This is a genomic window from Lysinibacillus sp. HST-98, from assembly GCF_016757845.1.
GTDB lineage: Bacteria > Bacillota > Bacilli > Bacillales_A > Planococcaceae > Lysinibacillus > Lysinibacillus capsici.
The window spans coordinates 107522-131113 of the sequence record NZ_JAENHX010000009.1; the positions used below are offsets into that span (position 1 = coordinate 107522).

The 23592-nt window shown below is 35.8% G+C and carries 21 protein-coding genes and 1 riboswitch; of the genes, 3 read left to right on the forward strand and 18 right to left on the reverse strand.

The window, feature by feature from the left end; genetic code table 11:
• The first annotated feature begins 1 nt into the window (after position 1).
• Both JIN86_RS18530 and JIN86_RS18535 read left to right on the forward strand, forming a co-directional pair.
• A complete protein-coding gene (locus tag JIN86_RS18530) occupies positions 2 to 451 on the forward strand; it encodes an ImmA/IrrE family metallo-endopeptidase (protein ID WP_370568722.1) in 450 nt (149 codons plus the stop codon).
• Positions 452 to 536: 85 nt separating this feature from the next.
• Complete coding sequence (locus JIN86_RS18535) at positions 537 to 1703, forward strand: tyrosine-type recombinase/integrase (RefSeq protein WP_202342564.1); 1167 nt, start codon at positions 537 to 539, stop codon at positions 1701 to 1703.
• An 82-nt stretch (positions 1704 to 1785) separates the two neighbouring features.
• On the opposite strand, the gene sufB is transcribed toward JIN86_RS18535, so the two are convergent.
• The 7 genes from sufB to JIN86_RS18570 form a co-directional block, all read right to left on the reverse strand.
• On the reverse strand, positions 1786 to 3183 hold the full coding sequence (gene sufB / locus JIN86_RS18540; protein ID WP_009371995.1) for a Fe-S cluster assembly protein SufB: 1398 nt from the start codon (positions 3181 to 3183) through the stop codon (positions 1786 to 1788).
• A 99-nt stretch (positions 3184 to 3282) separates the two neighbouring features.
• Positions 3283 to 3708, reverse strand: a complete 426-nt coding sequence (sufU, locus tag JIN86_RS18545; RefSeq protein ID WP_016993621.1) for a Fe-S cluster assembly sulfur transfer protein SufU — start codon at positions 3706 to 3708, stop codon at positions 3283 to 3285.
• Positions 3698 to 4927 carry a cysteine desulfurase gene (locus JIN86_RS18550; protein WP_202342565.1) on the reverse strand — a complete coding sequence of 410 codons (1230 nt, stop codon included), beginning with the start codon at positions 4925 to 4927 and terminating at the stop codon, positions 3698 to 3700. Before JIN86_RS18550 ends, sufU begins: the two co-directional genes overlap by 11 nt.
• Positions 4927 to 6234: a Fe-S cluster assembly protein SufD gene (gene sufD, locus JIN86_RS18555; RefSeq protein WP_004228250.1), complete on the reverse strand. Its 1308-nt coding sequence runs from the start codon at positions 6232 to 6234 to the stop codon at positions 4927 to 4929. The genes JIN86_RS18550 and sufD overlap by 1 nt, the downstream gene beginning before the upstream one ends.
• Positions 6235 to 6252: 18 nt before the next feature.
• Positions 6253 to 7032: a Fe-S cluster assembly ATPase SufC gene (sufC, locus tag JIN86_RS18560; RefSeq protein WP_004228249.1), complete on the reverse strand. Its 780-nt coding sequence runs from the start codon at positions 7030 to 7032 to the stop codon at positions 6253 to 6255.
• 477 nt (positions 7033 to 7509) lie between these two features.
• On the reverse strand, positions 7510 to 8274 hold the full coding sequence (locus JIN86_RS18565; RefSeq protein WP_004228246.1) for a response regulator: 765 nt from the start codon (positions 8272 to 8274) through the stop codon (positions 7510 to 7512).
• Entirely contained in the window at positions 8246 to 11191 is a 2946-nt protein-coding gene (locus JIN86_RS18570; RefSeq protein ID WP_202342566.1) for a histidine kinase, read from the reverse strand. Before JIN86_RS18570 ends, JIN86_RS18565 begins: the two co-directional genes overlap by 29 nt.
• A 155-nt stretch (positions 11192 to 11346) precedes the next feature.
• Here JIN86_RS18570 and gltC point away from each other — a divergent pair, with 155 nt between their 5' ends.
• Entirely contained in the window at positions 11347 to 12249 is a 903-nt protein-coding gene (gene gltC, locus JIN86_RS18575; RefSeq protein WP_004228242.1) for a glutamate biosynthesis transcriptional regulator GltC, read from the forward strand.
• A 38-nt stretch (positions 12250 to 12287) separates the two neighbouring features.
• Here the strand turns inward: gltC and JIN86_RS18580 are convergent, their stop codons facing one another.
• The 11 genes from JIN86_RS18580 to JIN86_RS18630 form a co-directional block, all read right to left on the reverse strand.
• Positions 12288 to 15467, reverse strand: a complete 3180-nt coding sequence (locus JIN86_RS18580; RefSeq protein WP_202342567.1) for a hypothetical protein — start codon at positions 15465 to 15467, stop codon at positions 12288 to 12290.
• Positions 15464 to 16885 (reverse strand): glycosyltransferase family 2 protein, encoded by a 1422-nt coding sequence (locus JIN86_RS18585; protein ID WP_004228239.1) that lies wholly within the window; start codon positions 16883 to 16885, stop codon positions 15464 to 15466. Before JIN86_RS18585 ends, JIN86_RS18580 begins: the two co-directional genes overlap by 4 nt.
• Positions 16886 to 17929: a HEAT repeat domain-containing protein gene (locus JIN86_RS18590; protein WP_004228238.1), complete on the reverse strand. Its 1044-nt coding sequence runs from the start codon at positions 17927 to 17929 to the stop codon at positions 16886 to 16888.
• The gene (locus JIN86_RS18595) at positions 17926 to 18786 is read right to left on the reverse strand and encodes a response regulator (RefSeq protein WP_202342568.1); all 861 of its coding nucleotides are present in this window, start codon (positions 18784 to 18786) and stop codon (positions 17926 to 17928) included. The genes JIN86_RS18590 and JIN86_RS18595 overlap by 4 nt, the downstream gene beginning before the upstream one ends.
• A gap of 206 nt (positions 18787 to 18992) precedes the next feature.
• Positions 18993 to 19844 (reverse strand): MetQ/NlpA family ABC transporter substrate-binding protein, encoded by an 852-nt coding sequence (locus JIN86_RS18600; RefSeq protein WP_004228236.1) that lies wholly within the window; start codon positions 19842 to 19844, stop codon positions 18993 to 18995.
• 68 nt (positions 19845 to 19912) lie between these two features.
• Positions 19913 to 20581, reverse strand: a complete 669-nt coding sequence (locus tag JIN86_RS18605; RefSeq protein WP_202342569.1) for a methionine ABC transporter permease — start codon at positions 20579 to 20581, stop codon at positions 19913 to 19915.
• Positions 20571 to 21599 carry a methionine ABC transporter ATP-binding protein gene (locus JIN86_RS18610; RefSeq protein WP_004228232.1) on the reverse strand — a complete coding sequence of 343 codons (1029 nt, stop codon included), beginning with the start codon at positions 21597 to 21599 and terminating at the stop codon, positions 20571 to 20573. The genes JIN86_RS18605 and JIN86_RS18610 overlap by 11 nt, the downstream gene beginning before the upstream one ends.
• An 82-nt stretch (positions 21600 to 21681) precedes the next feature.
• Positions 21682 to 21785: riboswitch (SAM riboswitch) on the reverse strand.
• Positions 21786 to 21841: 56 nt separating this feature from the next.
• Entirely contained in the window at positions 21842 to 22153 is a 312-nt protein-coding gene (locus tag JIN86_RS18615) for a thioredoxin family protein (RefSeq protein WP_004228230.1), read from the reverse strand.
• A 14-nt stretch (positions 22154 to 22167) separates the two neighbouring features.
• A complete protein-coding gene (locus tag JIN86_RS18620) occupies positions 22168 to 22509 on the reverse strand; it encodes a toprim domain-containing protein (RefSeq protein ID WP_004228229.1) in 342 nt (113 codons plus the stop codon).
• A 91-nt stretch (positions 22510 to 22600) separates the two neighbouring features.
• Positions 22601 to 22981: a glycine cleavage system protein GcvH gene (gene gcvH, locus JIN86_RS18625; protein ID WP_004228227.1), complete on the reverse strand. Its 381-nt coding sequence runs from the start codon at positions 22979 to 22981 to the stop codon at positions 22601 to 22603.
• An 81-nt stretch (positions 22982 to 23062) separates the two neighbouring features.
• Positions 23063 to 23419: an arsenate reductase family protein gene (locus JIN86_RS18630; protein WP_004228225.1), complete on the reverse strand. Its 357-nt coding sequence runs from the start codon at positions 23417 to 23419 to the stop codon at positions 23063 to 23065.
• Positions 23420 to 23592 lie beyond the last annotated feature (173 nt).

The following is a 23592-nucleotide window of genomic DNA, read 5'->3' on the forward strand; positions in this document are numbered from 1 at the left end:
GGTGGATATTAAAATGATTGTGGCACAGTTAGTTGAAAAATACGATACAAGAGATCCTTTTAAATTGGCTGATCTACTAGGAGTAGTTGTTATTTTTGAACCATTGGGTTCTATTTATGGCTACTATAGTAGATCTCACCGTACAAAAGTAATTCATATCAATGAGAATTTATCATCTAAAAAACAACTATTAACTGCTGCTCATGAACTAGGACACGTTGTTCAACATCCAGAAGCTAATACTGTATTTCTTAAGAAAAATACGTTGTTTTCTACAGATAAATTAGAAATAGAAGCTAATACTTTTGCTGTCGAACTATTATTACCAGATGAATTATTTCATATTGGAGATTGTTCAGGCTTTACCATCTATGATGCAATTGAAGAAAAAGGAGTTCCAAAAGAGCTACTTTCTTTAAAAACTATAGATGGTAAAAAAATTTTACCCTAAAAAAGGAACAAATATTCCCATTAAAGGTGTTGGTTATTAGTTTAGGAATTAATTATAAATATTACTTTAAAGAGAGGAGAGCTTTATGGCTACATTTAGAAAACTTCCCAGTGGAAAATGGCAAGCAAGGGTGTCAAATGAAGGTAAAGAACGAAGTATTGGTACATTTAGAACAAAAAAAGAAGCTGAAATTGAAGCTGCTAAAGTAGAAGAAAGGATTTATTACGGACAAACTCTTAATGATCGTAATATGTTGTTTGATGAAGTAATCGAAGAATGGCTCAAGTACAAAAAGAAGAATGTGAAAGAATCAACTTTCGAACAACTAGAAGTGATAATTCGTTTGCATGTTAGACCATTTTTCGGGAATAAACGAGTTATGAAAATCAGAAGAAGTGACATTAAAGAATGGCTAGATTATTATGCAGATTTAAAAAATAAGAAAGGTAAAAATGCATATTCTTTCGGTGCTCGATTGAAATATCTATCTGTCATGAAAAGTTTATTACATTATGCTGTTCACGAATTAGAAGTCCTAGAGAAGAATCCATCTGATAGATTAAAGGTTCCAGTGAAAGATAATGTTGAGCTAAATAAAGACCAAGTAAAATATTATAGTTTGGATGAATTAAAACAAATACTTGATTATATGAAAACCTACAAACACCAACGATACAAAGATTATCAATTGTATTATATGCTTATATACTTTTTAAGTGAGACTGGCTTGCGTATAAGTGAGGCGTTAGCTTTGAGATGGTCAGATATTGAAGGAAATAAAGTGAATGTTGAAAGACAGGTTAGACGTAATAACAACAATAAATTAACTTTAACAACCTTAAAAAACACATCATCTTATCGCACTATAGGGATAAATGATGCTGTATTAAAAGAACTTAAAAAATTCAAGTTAAAACAGAATGAAATGATACTAAGTAATAAATCATTTTATAAAAATAGTGACAATATCATCTTTCAAAATTATCTAGGGAATTATTTAACTCCCTCCACAGTACGAGAAAGTATTGAAAAGTATTGTAAAAAAGCTGGTGTAGATTATAAAGGAACTCATTGTTTCAGACATACCCATGCAGTACTACTTTTAGAATCTGGAGCTAGTATAAAATTTGTATCTAATAGATTAGGTCACAAAACAATTAAAACAACTTCTGATACTTATTTAGATATTACTGAAAAAATAGAAGAAGACGAACTAAAAAAGTTCGCCTCCTACACTAAAGATAAAATCTGAATCGGCACGTTTTCGGCACGGCCGATTTTCATTGTTCTTCTAAAACCTCTAAAACCCTTATATATCAGGCGTTTCAGGCATATTACCCGATACTGCCCTCCATCTCAAATTTAATCAGACGGTTCATTTCTACTGCGTATTCCATTGGTAGTTCTTTTGTGAATGGCTCGATGAAGCCCATTACGATCATTTCTGTTGCTTCTTCTTCGGAAATTCCGCGAGACATTAAATAGAATAATTGTTCTTCAGATACTTTTGAAACTTTTGCTTCGTGCTCTAAAGATACATTATCATTAAGGATCTCGTTATAAGGAATTGTATCAGAAGTCGATTGATTATCCATAATCAGCGTATCACATTCGATGTTAGCACGTGCACCACTTGCTTTAGGACCGAAACGAACTTGTCCCATATACGTTACCTTACCACCTTGTTTAGCAATCGATTTAGAAACAATTGTTGAAGATGTATTCGGTGCCATATGGATCATTTTTGCGCCAGCATGTTGGTGTTGTCCTTTACCTGCTAATGCAATCGATAATGTCATACCACGAGCACCTTCACCTTTTAGGATACATGCTGGATATTTCATTGTTAATTTAGAACCGATGTTACCATCAATCCATTCCATTGTACCGTTTTCTTCTACAACTGTACGTTTCGTTACAAGATTGTAAACATTGTTCGCCCAGTTTTGAATTGTTGTATAACGGCAATATGCATCTTTACGTACAATGATTTCTACAACTGCTGAGTGTAAAGAGTTTGTTGTGTAAACAGGAGCTGTACAACCTTCAACATAGTGTACGTGAGCGCCTTCATCTACAATAATAAGTGTACGTTCGAATTGACCCATATTTTCTGAGTTAATACGGAAGTAAGCTTGTAACGGTGTTTCTACTTTAACACCTGGTGGCACATAAATAAATGATCCACCTGACCATACTGCTGAGTTTAAAGCAGCAAATTTATTGTCTGTGTAAGGAATCACTTTGCCCCAATATTGTTTAAAAATATCTTCGTTTTCACGTAGAGCAGAGTCAGTATCTTTGAACACAATACCAAGATCTTCAAGGTCTTTTTTCATGTTGTGATAAACTACCTCAGACTCATATTGTGCAGATACACCTGCAAGATATTTTTGTTCTGCTTCTGGGATACCTAATTTATCAAAAGTTGCTTTGATTTCATCAGGTACTTCATCCCATGATTTTTGAGTAGCTTCTGATGGTTTTACATAGTACGTAATTTCATCAAAATCTAAATCTCCAAGATCGCCACCCCATTGTGGCATCGGTTTTGTATAAAATGTTTCAAGAGCTTTTAAACGGTATTCTAGCATCCATTCTGGCTCTTGTTTCATATTTGAAATTTCACGGACGATTTCTTCAGTTAAACCGCGTTTTGAACGGAAAATTGATACGTCCTTGTCATGGAAACCGTATTTGTAATCGCCGATATCAGGCATTTTTTTAGCCATCGTTTCTCCTCCGTTCATTGAGATGTATTTTTCTAGGTAATCATCCCTTGCTTTGAGTGAAGCCATAGTAGCTTTCACTCAAGAACAAGGAAGTAAGATTTATTTCACACCTTTTTCCATTGCTTTCCAAGCCAATGTTGCACATTTAATTCGTGCTGGGAATTGTGAAACACCTTGCAGTGCCTCAACATCCTCAAGGTCATATTTATCACTGTACTCTTCACCCATCATCATTTTAGAAAAAATATCAGAAAGCTCAATAGCCTCTTCTACTTTCTTTCCTTTGATGAGCTGTGTCATCATTGATGCAGAGGACATAGAAATAGAACAGCCTTCACCATCAAATTTTGCATCCTCTACAACACCGTCTGTCACTTTCAATGTTAAGTGAATACGGTCGCCACAAGTCGGATTGTTCATATCGATCGTTACAGCATTCTCATCTAAAGATCCTTTATTACGAGGATTCTTATAGTGATCCATAATGACTGAACGATATAGTTGATCTAAATTATTAAAAGACATCGCCAAAATACTCCTTCGCAGAACGTAACCCTGCAACTAAACGGTCAATATCCTCCTCTGTATTGTACAGATAGAAGCTTGCTCGTGCTGTCGCTACTTGCTGAAGACATTTCATTAGTGGCTGTGCACAATGGTGTCCAGCACGAACAGCAATACCGTTCATATCAAGCACAGTTGCCACATCATGTGGATGTACATCATCGAGATTAAATGTCACTAATCCACAACGCTTCATAGGGTCACGTGGGCCGAAAATTTTCAAACCGTCAATTGTCTCAAGTTGATCCATTGCGTAGCCTGCAAGCTTATGCTCATGCTCTAGAATGTTATCTAACCCGATATCAGTTAAGAAATCAATAGCGGCTCCTAAACCTATTGCACCTGCAATAATAGGCGTTCCACCTTCAAATTTCCACGGTAATTCCTTCCACGTTGATTCATAAAGCCCAACAAAATCAATCATTTCGCCACCAAATTCAATTGGCTCCATCTTTTCAAGGTGTTCCTTTTTACCATATAGTACACCTATTCCAGTTGGTCCGCACATTTTATGCCCTGAGAAACCTAAGAAATCTACATCCAAATCTTGCACATCAATTTTCATATGTGGCGTAGCTTGTGCACCATCGGCTACCATGACAGCACCATTAGCATGTGCAATTTGCGCAATTTCTTTAATTGGATTTATTGTTCCAAGTACGTTTGATGCCATAGACACCGAAACAATTTTAGTTTTAGGTGTGACTGTTGCACGTACTTTCTCTAGGCTAAGAGTGCCGTCAGCTTCAAGCTCAATGTATTTTAAAGTTGCATTTTTTTCTTTGGCTAATTGTTGCCAAGGAATAATATTGGAATGATGCTCCATATGAGTAATGACTATTTCATCACCCTCGACAACATTTGCACGTCCATAACTTGTCGCAACTGTATTTAAAGCGGTTGTTGTACCACGCGTAAAAATAATTTCCTGTGTTGATTGTGCATTAATAAACTTACGAACCTTTTCACGAGCACCTTCATATTTATCTGTTGCACGGTTTCCTAGTGTATGCACCCCACGGTGAACATTGGAATTATCAAATTCATAATAAGCTTTAATCGCTTCAATCACTTGAACAGGCTTCTGAGACGTCGCTGCACTATCAAGATATACAAGTCTATGACCATTTACATCCTGATTTAAAATTGGGAAATAGCTTTTAATGTCTTTATTCATCATTAGCGAACTTTCCTTTCAATAACCTCCGTCAGTTGCTTTTGAACGCCTTCAATTGGTAATTGCGTAACAACTGGCGCAAGGAATCCATGGATAACAAGGCGCTCTGCTTCTGCTTTCGAGATACCACGGCTCATTAAATAATAAAGCTGTAATGGATCTACTCGACCAACAGATGCTGCGTGTCCTGCTGTTACATCATCTTCGTCAATTAATAAAATTGGGTTTGCATCCCCACGAGCTTTTTCTGACAGCATTAATACACGTGATTCTTGTTGTGCATCGGCTTTTGTTGCACCATGCTCGATATAGCCAATACCATTAAAGATAGATTGAGCTGCATCTTTCATGACACCATGCTTTAAGATATGCCCGTTTGAGTTTTTACCCCAGTGACGAACCTCAGTAGTGAAGTTAAGTTTTTGTTCTCCACGACCAACAACTACTGTTTTTGTATCTGCATGAGAACCGTCACCAATTAGATGAGTAATATTTTCTGAGATTGTATCTGAGTCATTCATTAAACCAAGAGCCCAATCTACTTTTGCATCACGTGCTAAACGTGCACGACGATTTACATATGTCGTAAAGCCTTTTGCAAGCACATCCACTGCTCCATATGTTACTTGCGCATTATCTTGGACAACTACTTCTGCAATAATATTTGCTTGGCCTTTTGCTTCTTCAACCGTTGAAATATATGTTTCCACGTATGTTACAGCAGAATTTGCTTCTGCTACTATTAAAACATGGTTATATAATGAAGCTTCCGCATTGTCATTAAGGAAAACAACTTGAAGTGGTTGCTCAATGATCACGTTTTTTGGTACGTATACAAACACTCCACCATTAACAAGTGCTGTATGAAGTGCTGTTAACTTATGCTCATCTACTTTAACAGCTTCTGTCATAAAGTATTTTTGTACAAGTTCGCCATGTTCACGAACTGCTGTGAAAATATCAGTAAAAATAACACCTTTATCAGCAAGTTCTTGTGATGCCTTAATATATGCTGGTGTATTATTACGTTGAATATATAGGTTTTCTTGTGCTTCAAGGTCAATTAAACCTTTTGCTTCTTCAGGTAGAGCATCCAATGAAGGGAATGCCTCACTATGAACTGCCAACGCTGGGAAGTTCATGAAATCCCATTTTGTAATATTCGTTCTATCTGGTTTTGGCAAATCTAAACCAGTTACTTTGTCTAGTGCTGCCGCGCGAAGTTCTGTAAACCAAGTAGGTTCACCATTTGCTTCTGAGAACGAGCGCACGTCCTGTACTGTTACAGGCAAGTTAAGTTCCACTGTCATGCTAGTTCGTCCTCCTTTTTATGCTTCTTGTTCTTCTGTTTCTTCTTCGATTCCTAATTCTTTTTTAATCCAGTCATAACCTTCTGCTTCTAAGCGTTGTGCAAGCTCTGCACCACCTGATTTCACAACACGTCCTTGCATCATTACGTGTACATGGTCTGGTGTAATGTAGTTAAGAAGACGTTGATAGTGTGTAATCATTAAGCAGCCAAAGCCTTCACCGCGCATTGCGTTGATTCCTTTAGATACTACTTTAAGAGCATCAATATCAAGACCAGAGTCAATTTCGTCTAAAATAGCGATCGTTGGTTTAATCATCATTAATTGAAGAATTTCATTACGTTTTTTCTCACCGCCAGAGAAACCTTCATTTAAATAACGTTGTGCCATATCTTCGTTCATTTCTAGGAATTCCATGTTTTTATCTAATTCGCGGATAAATTTCATTAATGAAATTTCATCGCCTTCTTCACGACGCGCGTTAATTGCTGAACGTAGGAAATCAGCATTTGTAACACCAGCAATTTCAGAAGGATACTGCATAGCTAGGAATAAACCAGCTTGAGCACGCTCGTCTACTTCCATCTCAAGAACATCTTCGCCATCAAGCTCAACAGTACCTGAAGTTACTTCATATTTTGGATGACCCATAATAGCAGAAGCTAGTGTTGATTTACCAGTTCCGTTTGGTCCCATAATTGCGTGAATTTCGTTTGTATTAATTGTAAGATTTACGCCTTTTAAAATCTCTTTTCCGTCGATAGCAACGTGAAGATCTTTAATAACTAAAGTTGACATGAAAATACCTCCATAGTGTTCAGTGAATGGGTCAACCATTCCTTAATTATCATCATTCTAATCTTAACTGAAAATCGTTCTCTATGCAAACCATTTCAATTACTTTCCCATTCCTTAAATAAAATCTTTAAAAATAAAGACTTTGTAAGCATTTTCAGATTATTACTACTTCACCTAAACAATGAGAATAGACTTTCTTCATTTTCAATAAAATATCCCTAATTGAGAATTGATTTCATCTAGCTACATAGTGAAAACCTCGAGAAAAGTGCTAATTGTAGCTGTTTTGTGACAAATTAGCATAAACAACATATCTATACTATAACCTATTTCATTAAAATGGAATCAATTTAAGTTCATATTGGAAGAAAGAAATTTTGCTATAAAAATTAATGGATTGTATCCTCAGAAAAGTAAATTTAGTTAAATGAAAAGACAGAAACGTAGATTGTATCCAACATTTCTGCCATTTCTCCATTAATTTAGATGATATGCCCATAAATATCCTTTTGATTCCAGTAAAAAAGCATCTGACTCTGAGGTAGAAGTGATAACAATTGCATCATTTGTCTTCAGCTCATAGCCCTCATTCACGCGCTCTATTTGAATAGGTAAACCTAGCTCTATAAAAAGCTGACGTAGACGGTAAATCGTATTATAAAGATTAGCTAACGCTTTTTTCTCATCTATATTAGGCCAAATATCATCTAAAATACGATACTTCGATACTACGATTCCTTCATGGACTAATAAATAATAAAATAGCTCCTCCGTAACCTTTGTTCGCCATTTAATAGCTTTGTCATGTATCCTTGTTCCAACCTCACCTTTTAAACTAACTACCAACTTCGTAGTGTTTCGCTGTGTTTGACGCCCATAATATTTTGTAAGTCTTTCATTTACTTGTAGTACAATACTTGGTGTCATGGGCTTTAATACATAGTCTAATGCTTGTACTCGAAAAGCATCAACAGCATATTTTGCATAGGCTGTTGAAAAAATAATAGGGACATCAATGCCTTCTTCTACTAAAATAGCCGCAAGCTCTAATCCATTCATCTTAGGCATTTCTATATCTAAAATTAGCGCATCATATTCACCCTTAATGGACAAAATTTGAGTTATTGCTTCTAAAGGTGATGTAAAGGTGGCAATAACTTGAAAAAGTCCCTCTTTTTCAAGTAATAGCTTGTGCAAATCTAAAATTGGCTGTTCATCCTCTACCATAATAATTTTCCACATGTTGAAGCTCCTTTAAAGGTTGTATAAATATCATTGTTGTACCTTCATCTTTTTTAGAAGTAATAGAAAGAGTAGCACTCGGCATTTCTTTTACTCGACGTAGAACATTAGTAAATCCGATGCCATTTGAAAATATATTTTCTCCATTGTTTAAAGCTTTTACCTGTTCCTCAGTCATACCAACGCCATCATCTCTCACTTGAATGCTAAGATTATTTTGCTGCCTTTTAATTTCAATAAAGACTGTCCCATTTCCATCCTTTTCAAAAATCCCATGACGAATTGCATTTTCAACTAAAGGCTGTATCAGTAAACTTGGAATTTCTACCTTGGCAGCATCTAATGTCTCTTCTACTGTCAAAATAACCGTTAACTTATCACCAAAGCGTGCTTGTTCAATCTCTACATAGGCATGTATAATTTCAAGCTCTTTCTCTAACGTTGCGCGTTGTCCATCCTTACCTGATTCTAATATATAACGTAAATAGGTAGAAAGCATCGTTAATAAATGCCCTGCTCGCTCCCCGTCTGTATAACAAAACGAAATAATACTGCTGAGTGCATTGTATAAAAAATGAGGATTGATTTGTGCCTGTAGAAAAGCCATTTCATGCTGTATCGCTTTGCCCATCGCCTCTTTCGTTAATGCTATAGCCGATAAACGCGAAAGTAACATTTCTTTTGTAGCTGGCTTACGGATATAATCATTGGCCCCTGATTCCAGGATAAGTGAAATATTCGTTGGATATTCATTGGCTACTAACATCATAATCGGTAAATCTATATAGCTATAATACTGACGTATATACTTGGTTAGGGCAATGCCCCCCATTCCAGGCATCACTTCATCTATTAATAAAAAATCAGGTCTTTTTTGCTGAATAACGCTGAGTGCCTCCTCAGGAAAATGCACTACCTCTATCGCATATTGGCCTTGTAGTAATGTTTGTAAAACCTCTGCATGAATGACATCATCCTCAACTATGAGTAATCTTGGCAAATTTTCATTGAACAGTGGCTGATCATTCGTAATGATAAACTTCTCGTTGTCTTTTAGCACTTGCTCATAGCCCCCAAATGGCAATGTGATGATAAATCGAATGCCATTATGTAATAAATCTATCGAATATGTACCACCCATCTGCTCAATGATGGCTTTCCCTATCGACTGTCCTGTCTCATCTGCTGCTTTTTGCTGTATAGGCTCAGGGCCAGCTCCTTCTACCAAAATCCTTACGTCTGTATCAAAATGTAAAACAGTTAGAATCACATCTCCATTCCCAGCGTGAGCAATAGCTGTTTCAAGTACCCTGTATAAGATTTGTCCTACACGCTGCTCATCAGCTTGAACTAATAATTTCGGATTCATGTGCTTGTATAAACGAATATGCGTTTTTTTTATTTTCTTTTCGTGCATAGTTAGTACATGCTGAATAATCATTTGTATATTAACTGGATGTACATCTATTTTGAAATCCTGAAATCTTATTCTAGTAAAATCTTTTAAGTCATTTACTAGATATAATAAGCGTTCTAATTGTTGTTCTAGTAGTTGTTGCTTATCCGTCATAGATTGATTTGATAAGGATTTTATTATATTTAATGCATGATAAAGAGGTTGTTCTAATTCATTTGTTGTCACTTCTAAAAAGGAATCCTTACCGATTGTCGCCTTTTCTAGACGTTGACTATATAATTCAGCGTCTCTTGTTCGATTAATTAGTCGCATTGCCAAATAAATATTCATACATACTACAAAGAATAGCAGACCAATACGATTAAAAACATTTCGTCCAGAGAAAAAAAGCTGATCAAAGGTTCCACTTATGCTAAAAATTAATAGAGATATAATTGTGGCACTTAATATTATCAGTTCATTTTTCGGAACATGAGTACTTTTCGTCATGATCAAATACAATAATCGTCCTATTATAAAAAATGCTAGGAAATTTATATAGGTAAAAAATATATATTGTAGCTCTGATAAGGATCTTGCTGGTAAAAGCAGTGTTCCAACACCATATAATAGTAGTGGTGACACAAATAATAAAGCTGTCCTACGCTTCATCATAGCTGTTACCGTATAGGCAAAGAACAGGAATAGCATCACTGCATTTATATATGTTATAAAATCTTGCAAACGAAAATAAAATTCAAATTCTATAGTAGGAAACTCTCTATAAAGAGTTCGTTCGCCTCTTGTACATACCAAAATTGCCAACGTAAAAAAATACATTGCACTATAAAAAAACGCTTTGTCTCTTATTCTTAATAAATACAAACTAAAATGAAAGATTGAAAATATTAATAACATGATAATCGTTGTTTTTTCCAAGTACACATCTTGAATGACATCTTTTGCAAGAGCATCCGCATCTCCAATATCTATAGGAAATATAATGCCATGCCTTGCATTATAAAAATCTGCAACTTGTATTGTTAGGATCACCGAATCTGAAGAAGGTGAAAAATACACTTCATAAACAGGATTACTTGGTTCCGATGCTTCTCGAGCAGTAGCAAGTTTACCATAGGAGGCAGCGATCTCATTATTTATAAAAAGTCGATGAGATGACCAAATATTTCGTACCCGAATACCTATTTTTTTGAAATGAGGGGGTAGCTTAATTTTAAGTTGATAAGTACCATACTCTGCATCGGCCTGCCATGGTCCAGGAACCTTTTCAATGGGAGCATGATCAGGAAAATTAGCAGGTTCAAGAAATTTATTGCCTATAAAACGCCATTCTCCAGACAATGCTACAATCTCTTCCTCTTTTGTTATTTCTGATAAATCTAATTGACCATCCACTGCTTGTAACTTAGTATTGCTTGTATCTTGATCGTTAAAAATTAAATAAGTTAGCATCGTGATGGCTACTAAAATAAATAACCAACTTAAACTTTTTTTTATCATGAATCCCACCTCCTCCTCATCTTACAATAGCAAACTCTCAAATATCTAACAGCTTATAATTTTTATTTTGACATGAACAGTTATTTTCCATCTTAAATAATATATAATTAAGGTATAATCAATCTTATTTTTAGATTAATAGAGGTGAAATGTTAGTGGAGTTACGTCAATTACGCTATTTTGTAGAGGTTGCTGAACGTGAGCATATTTCAGAGGCAGCTGAGCATCTTCATGTAGCCCAATCTGCCATTAGTCGGCAAATCGCAAATCTTGAAGATGAGTTAGGCACCCCGTTATTTGAACGAGTGGGACGAAATGTCAAATTAACACCAATAGGGAAGACATTTCTTGAACATACCATTACGGCATTAAAGGCCATCGATTTTGCAGCAAAGCAAATAGAAGAATATCTTGATCCTGCAAAGGGCTCAATTAAAATCGGCTTTCCAACAAGTTTAGCTAGCTATGTTCTGCCAACCGTTATTTCAGCCTTTAAACGCGAATATCCTGATTTACAATTTCAACTACGTCAAGGGTCTTATCGATTTTTGATTGATGCAGTCAAAAATCGGGAGTTGAACCTCGCCTTTTTGGGACCCCTGCCCCCGAAGGACGAATCCATCCAATCAACCATTCTGTTTACTGAAAATATTGCTGCTCTTTTACCAGCCAATCATCCATTAGCTAAAAGAGAAAGCATACAGCTTGCAGAGTTGAGAAATGATCTATTTGTGTTATTTCCAGATGGTTACATTTTGCATAAGGTAGCGATGGATGCTTGTCGAGCTGCAGGCTTTTTACCAAATGTCATTTCAGAGGGAGAAGATTTGGATGCACTAAAGGGCTTAGTCGCAGCTGGCATAGGTGTTAGTCTATTACCAGAGAGCTCTCTTTATGATTCAGCAGCTCGCTTTACCATTAAGGTCCCTATCGAATCTCCAACAATACCTAGAACAGTTGGTATTATTTCACCAGTTAATCGAGAAATCGCACCTTCAGAAGCTATATTTTTAGACTTTGTGAAAAACTTCTTTTCCCGCCTTTCTCAATTTCAATAAAAAAGAGCTAAGGGTAGAAGAATCAACCCTTAGCTCCTTTAATATGATTTAAATAATTTTTGTAAAATATAATAGGATTGTTTTAATCGCTCTTCATATTTGGGAACTTGCCATGTTTCCCATGTATAAGCAGACAGTGGTGGTAAAATACCATTAGTAGCTGCTGGCATAGATTGAACAACGTTGTTCTCTTTATCTACAAATAAAGCACCTATATAAATATTGTCTACTTTAACGGCCGCTTTATCGCCATCTTTATACAGGTTACCTATAAACTCACGCTGACTCGGATCTTTAGCTTGAATCAATAGCCAAGGGATGCGAAGTTCGATAACATTGTCATCGGTCCAAGTATAATCAACTAAAGAATCATAATCTTTTGCTTCTGGATTAGCATTTCCTTGAAGTAATTTCCCTGTTTCGTAGATACTAAAATCAGTCGTTCTATTTTGCTCAGGTAAAAATAGTTGTTTATTTAACACATAATAAATAGGAGAGAACTTTCCACTATTTTCAATAGCATTAGCCATTCGGGGAGCAACTAAATTTAAACGGTGGCCATATAAATAATCATAGAAATCGTAGTATTCATCAATAACAACTCTAGATTGACCATTTTTGTTGAGCTCAACTATAAAATCAACACCATTTGAAAACTTCATATTTTTTATAGATGTAGCAGACGTATTTCCTTGATCTGGTACAACATCTAATAAAATGCGAGGAGAGGTATTGGCTAACTCCTCACTTTTTAATTTAATGTACAAGTAGCGCTCATCATAGTCTACTGCAAAATCTGTTGGATTGTTTGGTGCAGTATCATATAGCTGTTTACCTGTCCATTCCGTTGTCTCTCCATCTACTTTTACCTTCAGTCTATCAAAGCTTAATAAACCAAATTGTTGCTCATTTGTTTGAGCATTGGACCAAAATGGTCGACGATTCGGATCATCATAATCCATCGTATTCCACGTTCGTTTAAACCACTCATCTTGCCATGTAAAAACAAGTCCTCCCATGAGCCCTTCATGCATAATATCCTCAAATAAATGTTGAAGTGTTTCTCCCTGTGCTTGTTCTGACATTTGCCCCTGATTCCAACCATATACATTATCATGTGTTTTCCCACGTGATGCTGGTATACCAAATTCCGCAATAAGAACAGGCATAGTATGAGCTTCATGGAGCTCATTTAAATAACCTGCATAGCTATTTTTGTTCCCACGGAAATCGACATAATTTAAATAATCTTTATCGAAATTAAAGAAGTCAGGGTAGTAAGGATACACATGATAGGAAGCAAATTGTCCCGGCGCAGTCATCTCTCCTTTCGTATAAATAACATTTGGATTGACCCCTACTAAATCTTCTTCCTCAGATGGCTCTGACGGATGTTCAAGAATGTCCGTTGTGACCCAGTTCGTGAAACTCATTGGACGTAGCCAGTTATATTTTTCCTTTTCATAAACTGACACAACATCCATTTGTTCTGCTAGCCAATGCTCAAATGGAGAGGCATTCTTGGTTTCAAAAAAAGTACCATTGTACTGACCAATATTTGCATGTTTTTCATTCGTTCCAGCAACCATATGTGGATACCATTCAATTCCTAGTACCCATCCTATAACATATTTTGATACGTCTACATCATACAAGCCAGATGCATGTCCTGGTCGAGGCTCCACATAGATATTTCCATGAATGACATCTACCATTCGTTTCATTTCTAATTGAAAATCTTTTAACGTTTCTTTATCGTAGGCGTCCAATGAATTTGCTAAACCTTCTTCATTAATCCAAACCCCATGTAAAACATATAATGGGTTAGTTGAATGTTCTTCATTATATTTAGCAAGTGCTCTATAAAAGCCAGGTGGATGTAATGTATAGACTCGTATCGTATTGGCATTCATTTCTGCTATTTGTTTAAACCATCGATAATATTCCTCTTCTGTAATTGCTGCTTCTCCAGGAAAGGCACCAGGTTTCCCCATTCCGATATTGACACCCTTAAATACGATTGGTTCCCATTTGCCATCTCTTAGCACTTCAAAAGATTGTCCCTGAATCCTTGCATTATAGTTTAATTTTTCATAATTTACTGTTTCCTGAACCTCTTTGTGCTCAAATGAATCAAATATTTTATGCATTACTGGGATGTAAATGGACCAATAAAACGAACTGTCCGCATACTTCTCAGCATATTTATAGATTGTAGGTAACCCTTTTATTTTATAAATATTCGGTACCCGTGCGATATCATTAAAATCTCCTGCAAAATAATAACTAGATGTGTAGCTTTTATCTTGGCCTACAATTGCTGCAAATTGTTCTGGAATGCCATTATCCTTTAACAGTTCTGTTCCTTTTTTCGTTAAATCCCATTTATAATTTGCTAGAGCATCTTCAGCATATTTGGGTGTAATAATGTCAAACCAATAATTGTATTGCGCCCTTGCAGATGAATGAAAGAATTTTTCCCCATTTTCAGTAAACTGCACTTGAATACCTTCAGATTTAACATGCCTGTCCATTTCTAGAACAAGGAGCTCTTCAGTTATTTCGTTAAATAGTAAAAAGCCTCCACCTTTATATGACCAATTATCGCCATGTTCATCGATAACCCATTGCGGTATTTCTAAGTTTTTATGATAATCAAGCTCATCGAAATAACGCCCGATCCAGCCAGACCATGTGATTCCTAAATAATCCTGTAATTCTTTACGAACTTCCCCTGATGTTGGTGAAGCAAACGTGTTATACTCGGCAATTAACATACTCTTCTTTTTGCTGGCTAAGCGTTCGACGATTGCCTGCCATTCTTTTTGTTCAAGTCCTCCAACAATTTTTTCAGAACGCTCACCTAAACGTTTTGCTTGTTGTAAATCATCTTTATAAACTCCGTACGTATCTGCCAAATAAATGACATCATAGTCACTATAATCATTTGGCAAATTCTTTTCTACAACGCTTTTAGTTTCATCATTTGGAACGGTTCCATAGAAATTGCGTTCCACTTTATAAGGTTCATTATTCAATCTATATTTATAATGGTTTAAAAACCAATTCACCCCTAAGTGCTCTCGGTAAGATTCATTCGGAACCGTTTTATCTATAATGGCCACATTTAGCTGTTTTTCATCTTCCAAGTACCACCATGCAATAGGGATTATAATGAGGACTAGAACGACCATAATCCCTATATAGACTCGTTTCATACACTTTTCTCCTTTTCAGCAATGCCGACACGTTTCATATTACCCCAGTCACTTTTTCTTAAGACAAAACGAACTAATCCCTCACAGCGCCAGAATAATGTTAGTGGACGATACCAAAATATTTCTGTAAACGCTAAAAGAATCATGCGGAACAACTCTCGTTTTTTCGGATACGTATTCATACTCCATGATTCAAACAATACTGCCGCTATTGAAAAAATAACACCATAAATCACAAATAGTAATAGCAACATAAGAGCAACCTCATAATAAATTTTCCCTAAGAAAAAGGCTATGACAATATAAATATATCCACCTAACTCGACAAGAGGCCCTAGACATTCTACTAACCAAAAATATGGGAACGAAAGAAATCCAATCATGCCATATCTAGGATTCAAGGTCATTTTTTTATGCTTCCATAGACTTTCAAATAACCCTTGATGCCACCTTCTTCGTTGATTGCGCAGTACCCCCAATGTTTGAGGTGCTTCCGTCCAGCAAACTGGGTCAGGTACAAATTCAATACGCTTATTTTCTTTTTTTTCTTTTATAAGTCGATGGATATTCACCACCAGTTCCATATCTTCCCCAATAATATTGGTTGAATATCCACCTGCTTCAACAGCCCATTTTTTAGAGAAAACACTAAATGCTCCTGAAATAATAAGGACTAAATTGAATTTACTTAAAGCTATTCGCCCCATTAAAAATGCCCGCAAATATTCGATTACTTGCATGATTACTAGGTAATTACTAGGTAATTGAGTCTCATAAATAGAGCCAAACTGCATCTTTGCACCATTTGCAATACGAATATTACCTCCTGCTGCAATGACCTCACCATCAGATAAAATGATAGGCTTCATCACCCGCAGCAAGGATTTTTCATCTAAAATGGAGTCCCCATCAATAGAGCAAAAATATGGATATTGAGATACATTAATACCCACATTTAGTGCATCAGCCTTACCACCATTTTCTTTATCAACTAAAATACAATTTTTATAGATTTCTGATTCATATATTTGCTTAATGTCTTTTGTAGGGATGTTAGTTCGGACAATTTTATTGATTGGCTTCATTTGAAAATGTTCGATGACCGTTTGAAGGGTTTGATCTGTAGACCCATCGTTAATAATGATAATTTCAGTTTGAGGATAACGTAAATTCAATAATGAATAAACTGTATCTACAACCCCTACTTCTTCATTGTAAGCAGGAACAAGTAAGGACACGGGTTTTGAATAAAAGGCATCTATATGCGCATCATCATACTCTGATAGATCGAGACGATAGCGTTTTCTTAAATCTAGCATAGCAATGATGAACATTGTACAATATGACACGATAACGAACAGCATATAAAATAAAATGATGCCCCCAAAAAACATCATGCAATAGTCAATTATTTTCATTTACTTCCCCTCTTTTCTTGCTGCAATTTCCTGGGCCATTTCAATTGCATATTGGTCATTTGAGGATTCAATGAATTGCTGTAATTTGGCTATACCTTGTCGATCTTCTACAATCGTTTTTGCCGCTTGGGAACGTACCCACCAATTCTCATCTTGAAGAAGCTGCTCTAAATAACTATAAGTGTAAGTTAGCGGTACATGCTTAAAAATTTTAGCAACCATTAACCTGGCTTCCCACATTTCTGAAGTCACAAAAGGTATCAAGGGATCAATCTCATCAATAATACCAATTTCATAAAGCCCTTTTAATGCTCTGATGTTAATTTCCGGTGTATCATGATCTAATAATTTTTTTAATTCATCCAGATACTCCATCTTTCTTTTTACAGCAGCAGTATCAATAACAGCAAATTGCATATTGGCTGACAAACTATTAAAATCATGGAAAAATCGAATGAATACATTATCATCTAATAATACAAATAGTCTTCTATATTCACTTTCAGCGTAATTTACATTGGAATTTTTTATTTTCTCCATAAATAAATCTGGTTGGAAAAGGGAGTATATTTTTAATAACTGGAAATGTTCTTCATCTGTACTGTTATTTTTTTCGAAATCTTGGCACTTCGTTAGCAATTCCTCTATTTGTAAGTCCGCAATTCGATAGAGGGCATTCATTCGAATACTCCATCGTCTACTTGATAAATCTTTTTCGTAGAATGCTTTTAAATATTGATTGGAGAATTGTTTAATTTTTAGTTCCACCTGTTCATTCCTTATATTCTTTAAATAGGATGAAAAAATTTTTTCAATAGCTTCTACTTGGGCACTTCCTCGAGGTACCAATACGATACTAAATAATGCGCTATTGAATAAGTAATCATACCAAAGTTGAGAATAATTTTGTAAATAACGGTCACGAACTTTTTCAAAATAGCTTTCACGCTGTCGCTGAACAAGTAAATACATTAAAAAGATAAAGAGCACAACTAATAAGAAGAAAATTATTGTAAAAAGCGTCGAAATAGTCAGCTTGATCATAGCCAAAACCTCGCAAACGTTCTTTTAATTTTGGCTTCTAGCAAACGTAAATTAAATGGTTTGACAATATATTCATCAACACCGCCTTCATAAGCATTAAGCGCTGCCCCTTCAGAATTGCGTTCTGACATCATATAAATAATAAATTTCTTTTCATTGGGCATATGTCGTAAGATATGCAATATTTCTAAGCCATTTTTTAGAGGTAAAATATCATTCATAAGAATTAGATGCATATGCCCTGATTTATAATCATCCGATTGCAAAAAGCTATAGCCATCCTCATAAACCTTCACATCTAAAGAAAAATAAGGGATATTTATTTGATTAAGCGTTGACTCTAATACTTGTCTAAAAATTGCATTTTGCTCAATAATACTAACTTTCACTAATTCAGTTGGTTGCTCACAGTAATCCTTTACCTCTGCTATACTCCATATCAATTGCTCATCCCTTAGTAACATCTGTTTATTTTTATTTAACAGCTCTTCAAAAATAACGTTATTATTTCTTATTTCTGTTATAGAGGCTTTTAATGTAATCTGTTGGAACTTCCGTTCTGCTTTTAAGATGGCAAATATTCGTTTTAAAAACGCCCTAGCTTCTACATCACTACTTTGTAAAAAGAAGATGCCCCAATGATCCCCATCGGCTAATTGAAAAAGCAAGTCTGTCTTGCGTATTTTTGATTGTAAAAACGAGGTAACTTGATCATTTAGTGGTGTAGAATTAGCTGTTTTTAAAAAGACTGCTGTTATGGTAAGGCGTGATCTAATAACATTTTCTCGCCATATTTTAAAGTAACGTTCTACTTCATGTTCTTGCATGATATCATGGGTGAATTTTATATCATTCATTAGAATCACTCCATCTAGTTTTTTCTTATTATTACTTTCTATCATTTATTTCGTATATTAACAACATTACTATAGTAATAAATGTGACTAAACAATATCTAAACATAAATAGACGTCATAAAAAATACATAGTTTCTCATCAATTTAACTACAAATAAAAAAGAGTACATAAGTCGTTAAACTTATGTACCCTTTTTATTTGATTCTTATTTTACCGGTACTACTGCACCTTTCCACTCTTCTAAAATGAAGTCTTGGATTTCTTTAGATGTTAATACTTCTAATAATTTTTTAATTTCAGGTTTTGTTTCATCACCTGCACGTACAGCGATAATGTTAACATATGGAGATTCTTTATCTTCAAGAGAAATAGCATCTTCAATTGGGTTTAAACCGTTATCGATGGCAAAGTTAGAATTGATAAGCACTGCATCGCCTTCATCATTTTCGTACATTTGTACAAGCATTTCTGGTGCAGTGTTTGCATCGAATTTAAAGTTTTTAGGATTTTCTTCAATATCCTTTAATTCTGCTGCTGTTTTATCAATGCCTTCTTTTAATTTGATTAAGCCTTTAGCCTCTAATAATGACAGCATACGACCATGGTCAGATACTGAGTTAGAAAGTAAGATTGTTGCGCCTTCTGGCAGGTCTTCTAACGTTTTATATTTTTTTGAGTAAATACCGATTGGTTCAATGTGAACGCCACCTGCATTGACGAAATCGTAGCCATTGTCTTTAATTTGTAGCTCTAAATAAGGGATGTGCTGGAAATAGTTTGCATCAATATCTTTTGACTCTAAATTTTGGTTTGGTAGAACATAATCTGTATACGTTTCAATTTCAAGGTCTATGCCTTCTTTAGCTAAGATCGGTTTTGCTTTATCTAAAATGACTGCGTGTGGTGTATTAGAAGCACCTACTTTTAATGTTACATTTTCTTTGCTATCTGTTTGATCGCCAGATGCTGATTTTTCATCTTCTTTTTTATCTGTACCGCAAGCTGCTAATGCTAGTACAAGTATGGATAAAAATAATCCTGCTAATAACTTTTTCATTTATGACACTCCCTTTTATTTGTTTAAAATATGTTAGCGGTAAGAACCGAAATAACCTCTTTTTCTTGCTAGCGTTTATCAATTTTCTCGGTAATTAAATCACCAATCCATTGAATAATAAATACGACTACTAAGATCAAAATAGTTGCCATTAATGTCACATCTTGGCGATTTCGCTGGAAGCCGTCTAAGAAAGCTAAGTTACCAAGACCCCCTGCACCAATAATTCCTGCCATCGCAGTATAACCTACAAGAGCAACAGCCGTTACAGTGATACCAGAAATCAAGGCTGGTAATGATTCAGGAACCAATACTTTACAAATAATTGTAGAAGTTTTCGCCCCCATTGAACGAGCTGCTTCAATCACACCTTTATCAATTTCACGTAACGCAATTAATACCATACGAGCATAAAACGGTGCTGCACCGATAATTAATGCAGGTAACGCCGCATTCGCTCCTCTAATTGTACCTAGTAAAAATTTCGTAAATGGAATTAATAAAATAATTAATACGATAAATGGAATGGAACGGAAAATATTTACGAGTGATCCTGTTAAAAAGTTAACGATTTTATTTGCCCATAACTGATTGGGACTAGTTAAAAATAGAACAATACCAATGACTAACCCAAGAATAAATGTCACAACCGTTGATATAGCTGTCATGTATAATGTTTCATACGTAGCTTGCCACATATTTTCCCAGTCTACATTCGGAAAGAGATTAGTTAGCATTTTCAATCACCTCCGTCTGTACTTCCACTGTATTTAAATAACGAAGGGCTTCAGTGACGTTTGTCTGAGAGCCATCAATTTGCACAATCAATGTACCATATGCACCATTTTTTGTTTGCGAAATATTTCCGTGAACAATACTTACTTCTACATCAAATTGTTTCACAAGATGTGAGATGACAGGCTGTTCTGTTTTTTCACCAACAAAAATAAGTTTGACAAGTTGCCCAGTTGGATAGTTTGTTTTAATTTGTGCTACCGTATCTTGTGTTTCCTTAGTGTCTGTAATTTGAGATACAAACTTCTTAGTAATAGCTGCCTGTGGGGCTTGGAAGACTTGCAATACCTCACCACGTTCCACAATTTCGCCTGCCTCCATCACCGCTACACGATGACAAATTTTGCGAATGACATGCATTTCGTGGGTAATCAGGACGATCGTTAAGCCTAAGCGTTCATTTATATCTACGAGTAAATCAAGAATAGCATCCGTTGTTTCAGGATCGAGTGCGGAAGTCGCCTCATCACATAGTAAAACCTCTGGATTATTCGCTAATGCACGTGCAATTCCTACACGCTGCTTTTGTCCACCAGAAAGCTGGGATGGATATGCCTTATCGCGCCCTTCTAAGCCTACAAGGGCAATCAATTCCTTCACACGTGCTTCACGTTGAGCCTTTGGGAAGCCTGCGATTTCTAGAGGGAATGCAATATTTTCGGCAACTGTTCTCGACCAAAGTAAATTGAAATGCTGGAAAATCATACTTACCTTTTGTCTAGCCGCTCTAAGCTTTTGCCCTTTTATCGATGAAAATTCTTGATTGTTCACCGTTACTGTTCCTGCTGTCGGTTTCTCTAAACCGTTTAATAAACGAATCATGGTACTTTTACCAGCACCACTATAGCCGATAATGCCAAAAATTTCACCTTTATTAATAGTAAGGTTGACGTCTTTGACTGCCGTTAATTCGCCATTTGCTGTTTTGTATTTCTTTGTAATATTTTGAAGCTGGATCATAGCGAATACTCCTTTTCTCATATAGAAAACCCCTTCACTCACAGACAAGTAGAAGGGGTCACGTATGATACGTTAAACCGTTCTCTCATCTTTCAAAGAAAAATCTTTGAGTGATTTGGCACCTTTTCACATTGTGATGGTTGCCGGGCTTCATAGGGCACTTCCCTCCGCCACTCTTCATAAGAGTTCGATATATTTAATGTTTTAGTAATATATTTGATACTTTACCACGCTAGTAAAGTTCAGTCAATTGATTTTTTTAACAATTCATATAAAAATGGTACGGATTGAAAGGCATAAATTTTTTCTGTCACTTTTCCGCCATCAGTGATGAGTAGACATGGAACACTTTCAATTTGATGCTCATAGGCAATGTGTTCCAAAAAGTTGATATTTGCTTTCCCAATTTGTAGCTGTGGCAGTAATTGTTCAATAACGGACATCATTTTAGATGCCACTGCACATGTTCCACACATCGGTGTATATAAATAAAATGCAGTTTTCTCTCCCGACTGTTTAGCCGTTTCCCACTGCTCTGTTGACCATTCTTCCATTTACTCACGCAACCTTACAAAATATATTCATTATGGATTGAAAAATGTGCACGCAGTAAAATCATCGCTAGGACTTTTCTTGGTGTCGTTTCTACTTCCTTGTATGTTGGCATTGTGCGCAGATGCTCAGCTTCTGGATAATGTCTGTCCATTAATGCACGTAGCTTATCCCCAGAAGTATCTGCATCAAAAAAAGTAAATAGCTCACAGCCCTCATAGGGATCCAGTAGTTCTTCTAATTGATGCACACCAATTGTACCATTCGTACATAGTATTGTAACATTCTCATTCAAAATAGGCTCAATTTGTAGCTTATCTGAACGCCCTTCTACTATCAAGCATTTTCCCTCGAACATTACGCCACCTCCATTTAGAGATCCCCACTTATAAGTCATTATATAACAAAAAACGCCGGTAGTTGCCGACGTTTTTCGATTATGGCTTGTCTTATTCAGCGATCATTTCTTCGTATTGCTCTGCTGTCATTAGTTTCTCAACTTCTGATGCATCAGCAGGCTCAACAACGATCATCCATGCTTTTTCATATGGTGATTCATTAACGAATTCTGGGCTATCTTCTAAATCTGCATTTACTTCCACTACAGTACCTGAGATTGGTGCATATAATTCAGAAACAGTTTTTACTGATTCTACGCTACCGAATGGATCATCTGTTTTGATTTCGTCGCCAACTTGTGGAAGCTCAACGAATACGATATCTCCTAATTCAGATTGTGCGAAGTGAGTAATACCAATACGTACTTTTCCATCTTCTACTTTTACCCATTCATGTTCTTCAGAGTATCGTAAGTCTTTAGGTGTGCTCATGCAAAAAACCCCTCCATAAATATGTAATATATTCACTTTCAGTGTGCCATACTTCTCCTCTAAATACAAGGTTTAATACGGTTATTTCCAAGCTTGCTCAAAATCTACTTCTTTAAAACCTAAAGTAACTTTTTTTCCATCTGTGACGATGGGACGTTTAATTAACATACCATCTGAAGCTAATAACTCAAGCTGCTCATCCTCCGTCATTTCGGCTAACTTGTCCTTTAAGCCAAGCTCACGATATTTCATACCTGAGGTATTAAAAAATTTCTTCAAAGGCTGTCCGCTAGCCTGCCAAATAGCTGTTAATTCTTCTTTAGTGGGAGGTTGCTCTGCGATATGTACCTCTTCATAGGAAACCTCATGCTCATTTAACCACTTCTGTGCCTTTTTACATGTTGTACATTTCGGATAATGGAAAAATTGAATCGTCATTACAATGCTCCTCTTCTGTCTTTTTCTGTAGTATACCATCATAGTTGTTTTCAATGGTGAACTTCACTCTTTATTGTAAGTTTATCCACCAGTTGTGCAAATTTATCCGCTCCTTTTACGATTATCCATCTCATAAAAAAAACCTAGCTATCTTTTGCAGATAGCTCGGTTAA

Excerpts from the sequence above, each read along its gene's own strand:
- JIN86_RS18585 (WP_004228239.1), bottom strand. The coding sequence starts at position 16,885 with ATGAAAATAATTGACTATTGCATGATGTTTTTTGGGGGCATCATTTTA.
- gcvH (WP_004228227.1), bottom strand. The coding sequence starts at position 22,981 with ATGAGCACACCTAAAGACTTACGATACTCTGAAGAACATGAATGGGTA.
- JIN86_RS18615 (WP_004228230.1), bottom strand. The coding sequence starts at position 22,153 with ATGGAAGAATGGTCAACAGAGCAGTGGGAAACGGCTAAACAGTCGGGA.
- JIN86_RS18595 (WP_202342568.1), bottom strand. The coding sequence starts at position 18,786 with ATGAATGATATAAAATTCACCCATGATATCATGCAAGAACATGAAGTA.
- JIN86_RS18580 (WP_202342567.1), bottom strand. The coding sequence starts at position 15,467 with ATGAAACGAGTCTATATAGGGATTATGGTCGTTCTAGTCCTCATTATA.
- JIN86_RS18535 (WP_202342564.1), top strand. The coding sequence starts at position 537 with ATGGCTACATTTAGAAAACTTCCCAGTGGAAAATGGCAAGCAAGGGTG.
- sufD (WP_004228250.1), bottom strand. The coding sequence starts at position 6,234 with ATGACAGTGGAACTTAACTTGCCTGTAACAGTACAGGACGTGCGCTCG.
- JIN86_RS18600 (WP_004228236.1), bottom strand. The coding sequence starts at position 19,844 with ATGAAAAAGTTATTAGCAGGATTATTTTTATCCATACTTGTACTAGCA.
- JIN86_RS18590 (WP_004228238.1), bottom strand. The coding sequence starts at position 17,929 with ATGATCAAGCTGACTATTTCGACGCTTTTTACAATAATTTTCTTCTTA.
- JIN86_RS18610 (WP_004228232.1), bottom strand. The coding sequence starts at position 21,599 with ATGATCCAGCTTCAAAATATTACAAAGAAATACAAAACAGCAAATGGC.
- JIN86_RS18605 (WP_202342569.1), bottom strand. The coding sequence starts at position 20,581 with ATGCTAACTAATCTCTTTCCGAATGTAGACTGGGAAAATATGTGGCAA.
- JIN86_RS18570 (WP_202342566.1), bottom strand. The coding sequence starts at position 11,191 with ATGATAAAAAAAAGTTTAAGTTGGTTATTTATTTTAGTAGCCATCACG.
- JIN86_RS18620 (WP_004228229.1), bottom strand. The coding sequence starts at position 22,509 with ATGTTCGAGGGAAAATGCTTGATAGTAGAAGGGCGTTCAGATAAGCTA.
- JIN86_RS18630 (WP_004228225.1), bottom strand. The coding sequence starts at position 23,419 with ATGACGATTCAATTTTTCCATTATCCGAAATGTACAACATGTAAAAAG.
- JIN86_RS18565 (WP_004228246.1), bottom strand. The coding sequence starts at position 8,274 with ATGTGGAAAATTATTATGGTAGAGGATGAACAGCCAATTTTAGATTTG.
- JIN86_RS18550 (WP_202342565.1), bottom strand. The coding sequence starts at position 4,927 with ATGATGAATAAAGACATTAAAAGCTATTTCCCAATTTTAAATCAGGAT.
- sufB (WP_009371995.1), bottom strand. The coding sequence starts at position 3,183 with ATGGCTAAAAAAATGCCTGATATCGGCGATTACAAATACGGTTTCCAT.
- sufU (WP_016993621.1), bottom strand. The coding sequence starts at position 3,708 with ATGTCTTTTAATAATTTAGATCAACTATATCGTTCAGTCATTATGGAT.
- sufC (WP_004228249.1), bottom strand. The coding sequence starts at position 7,032 with ATGTCAACTTTAGTTATTAAAGATCTTCACGTTGCTATCGACGGAAAA.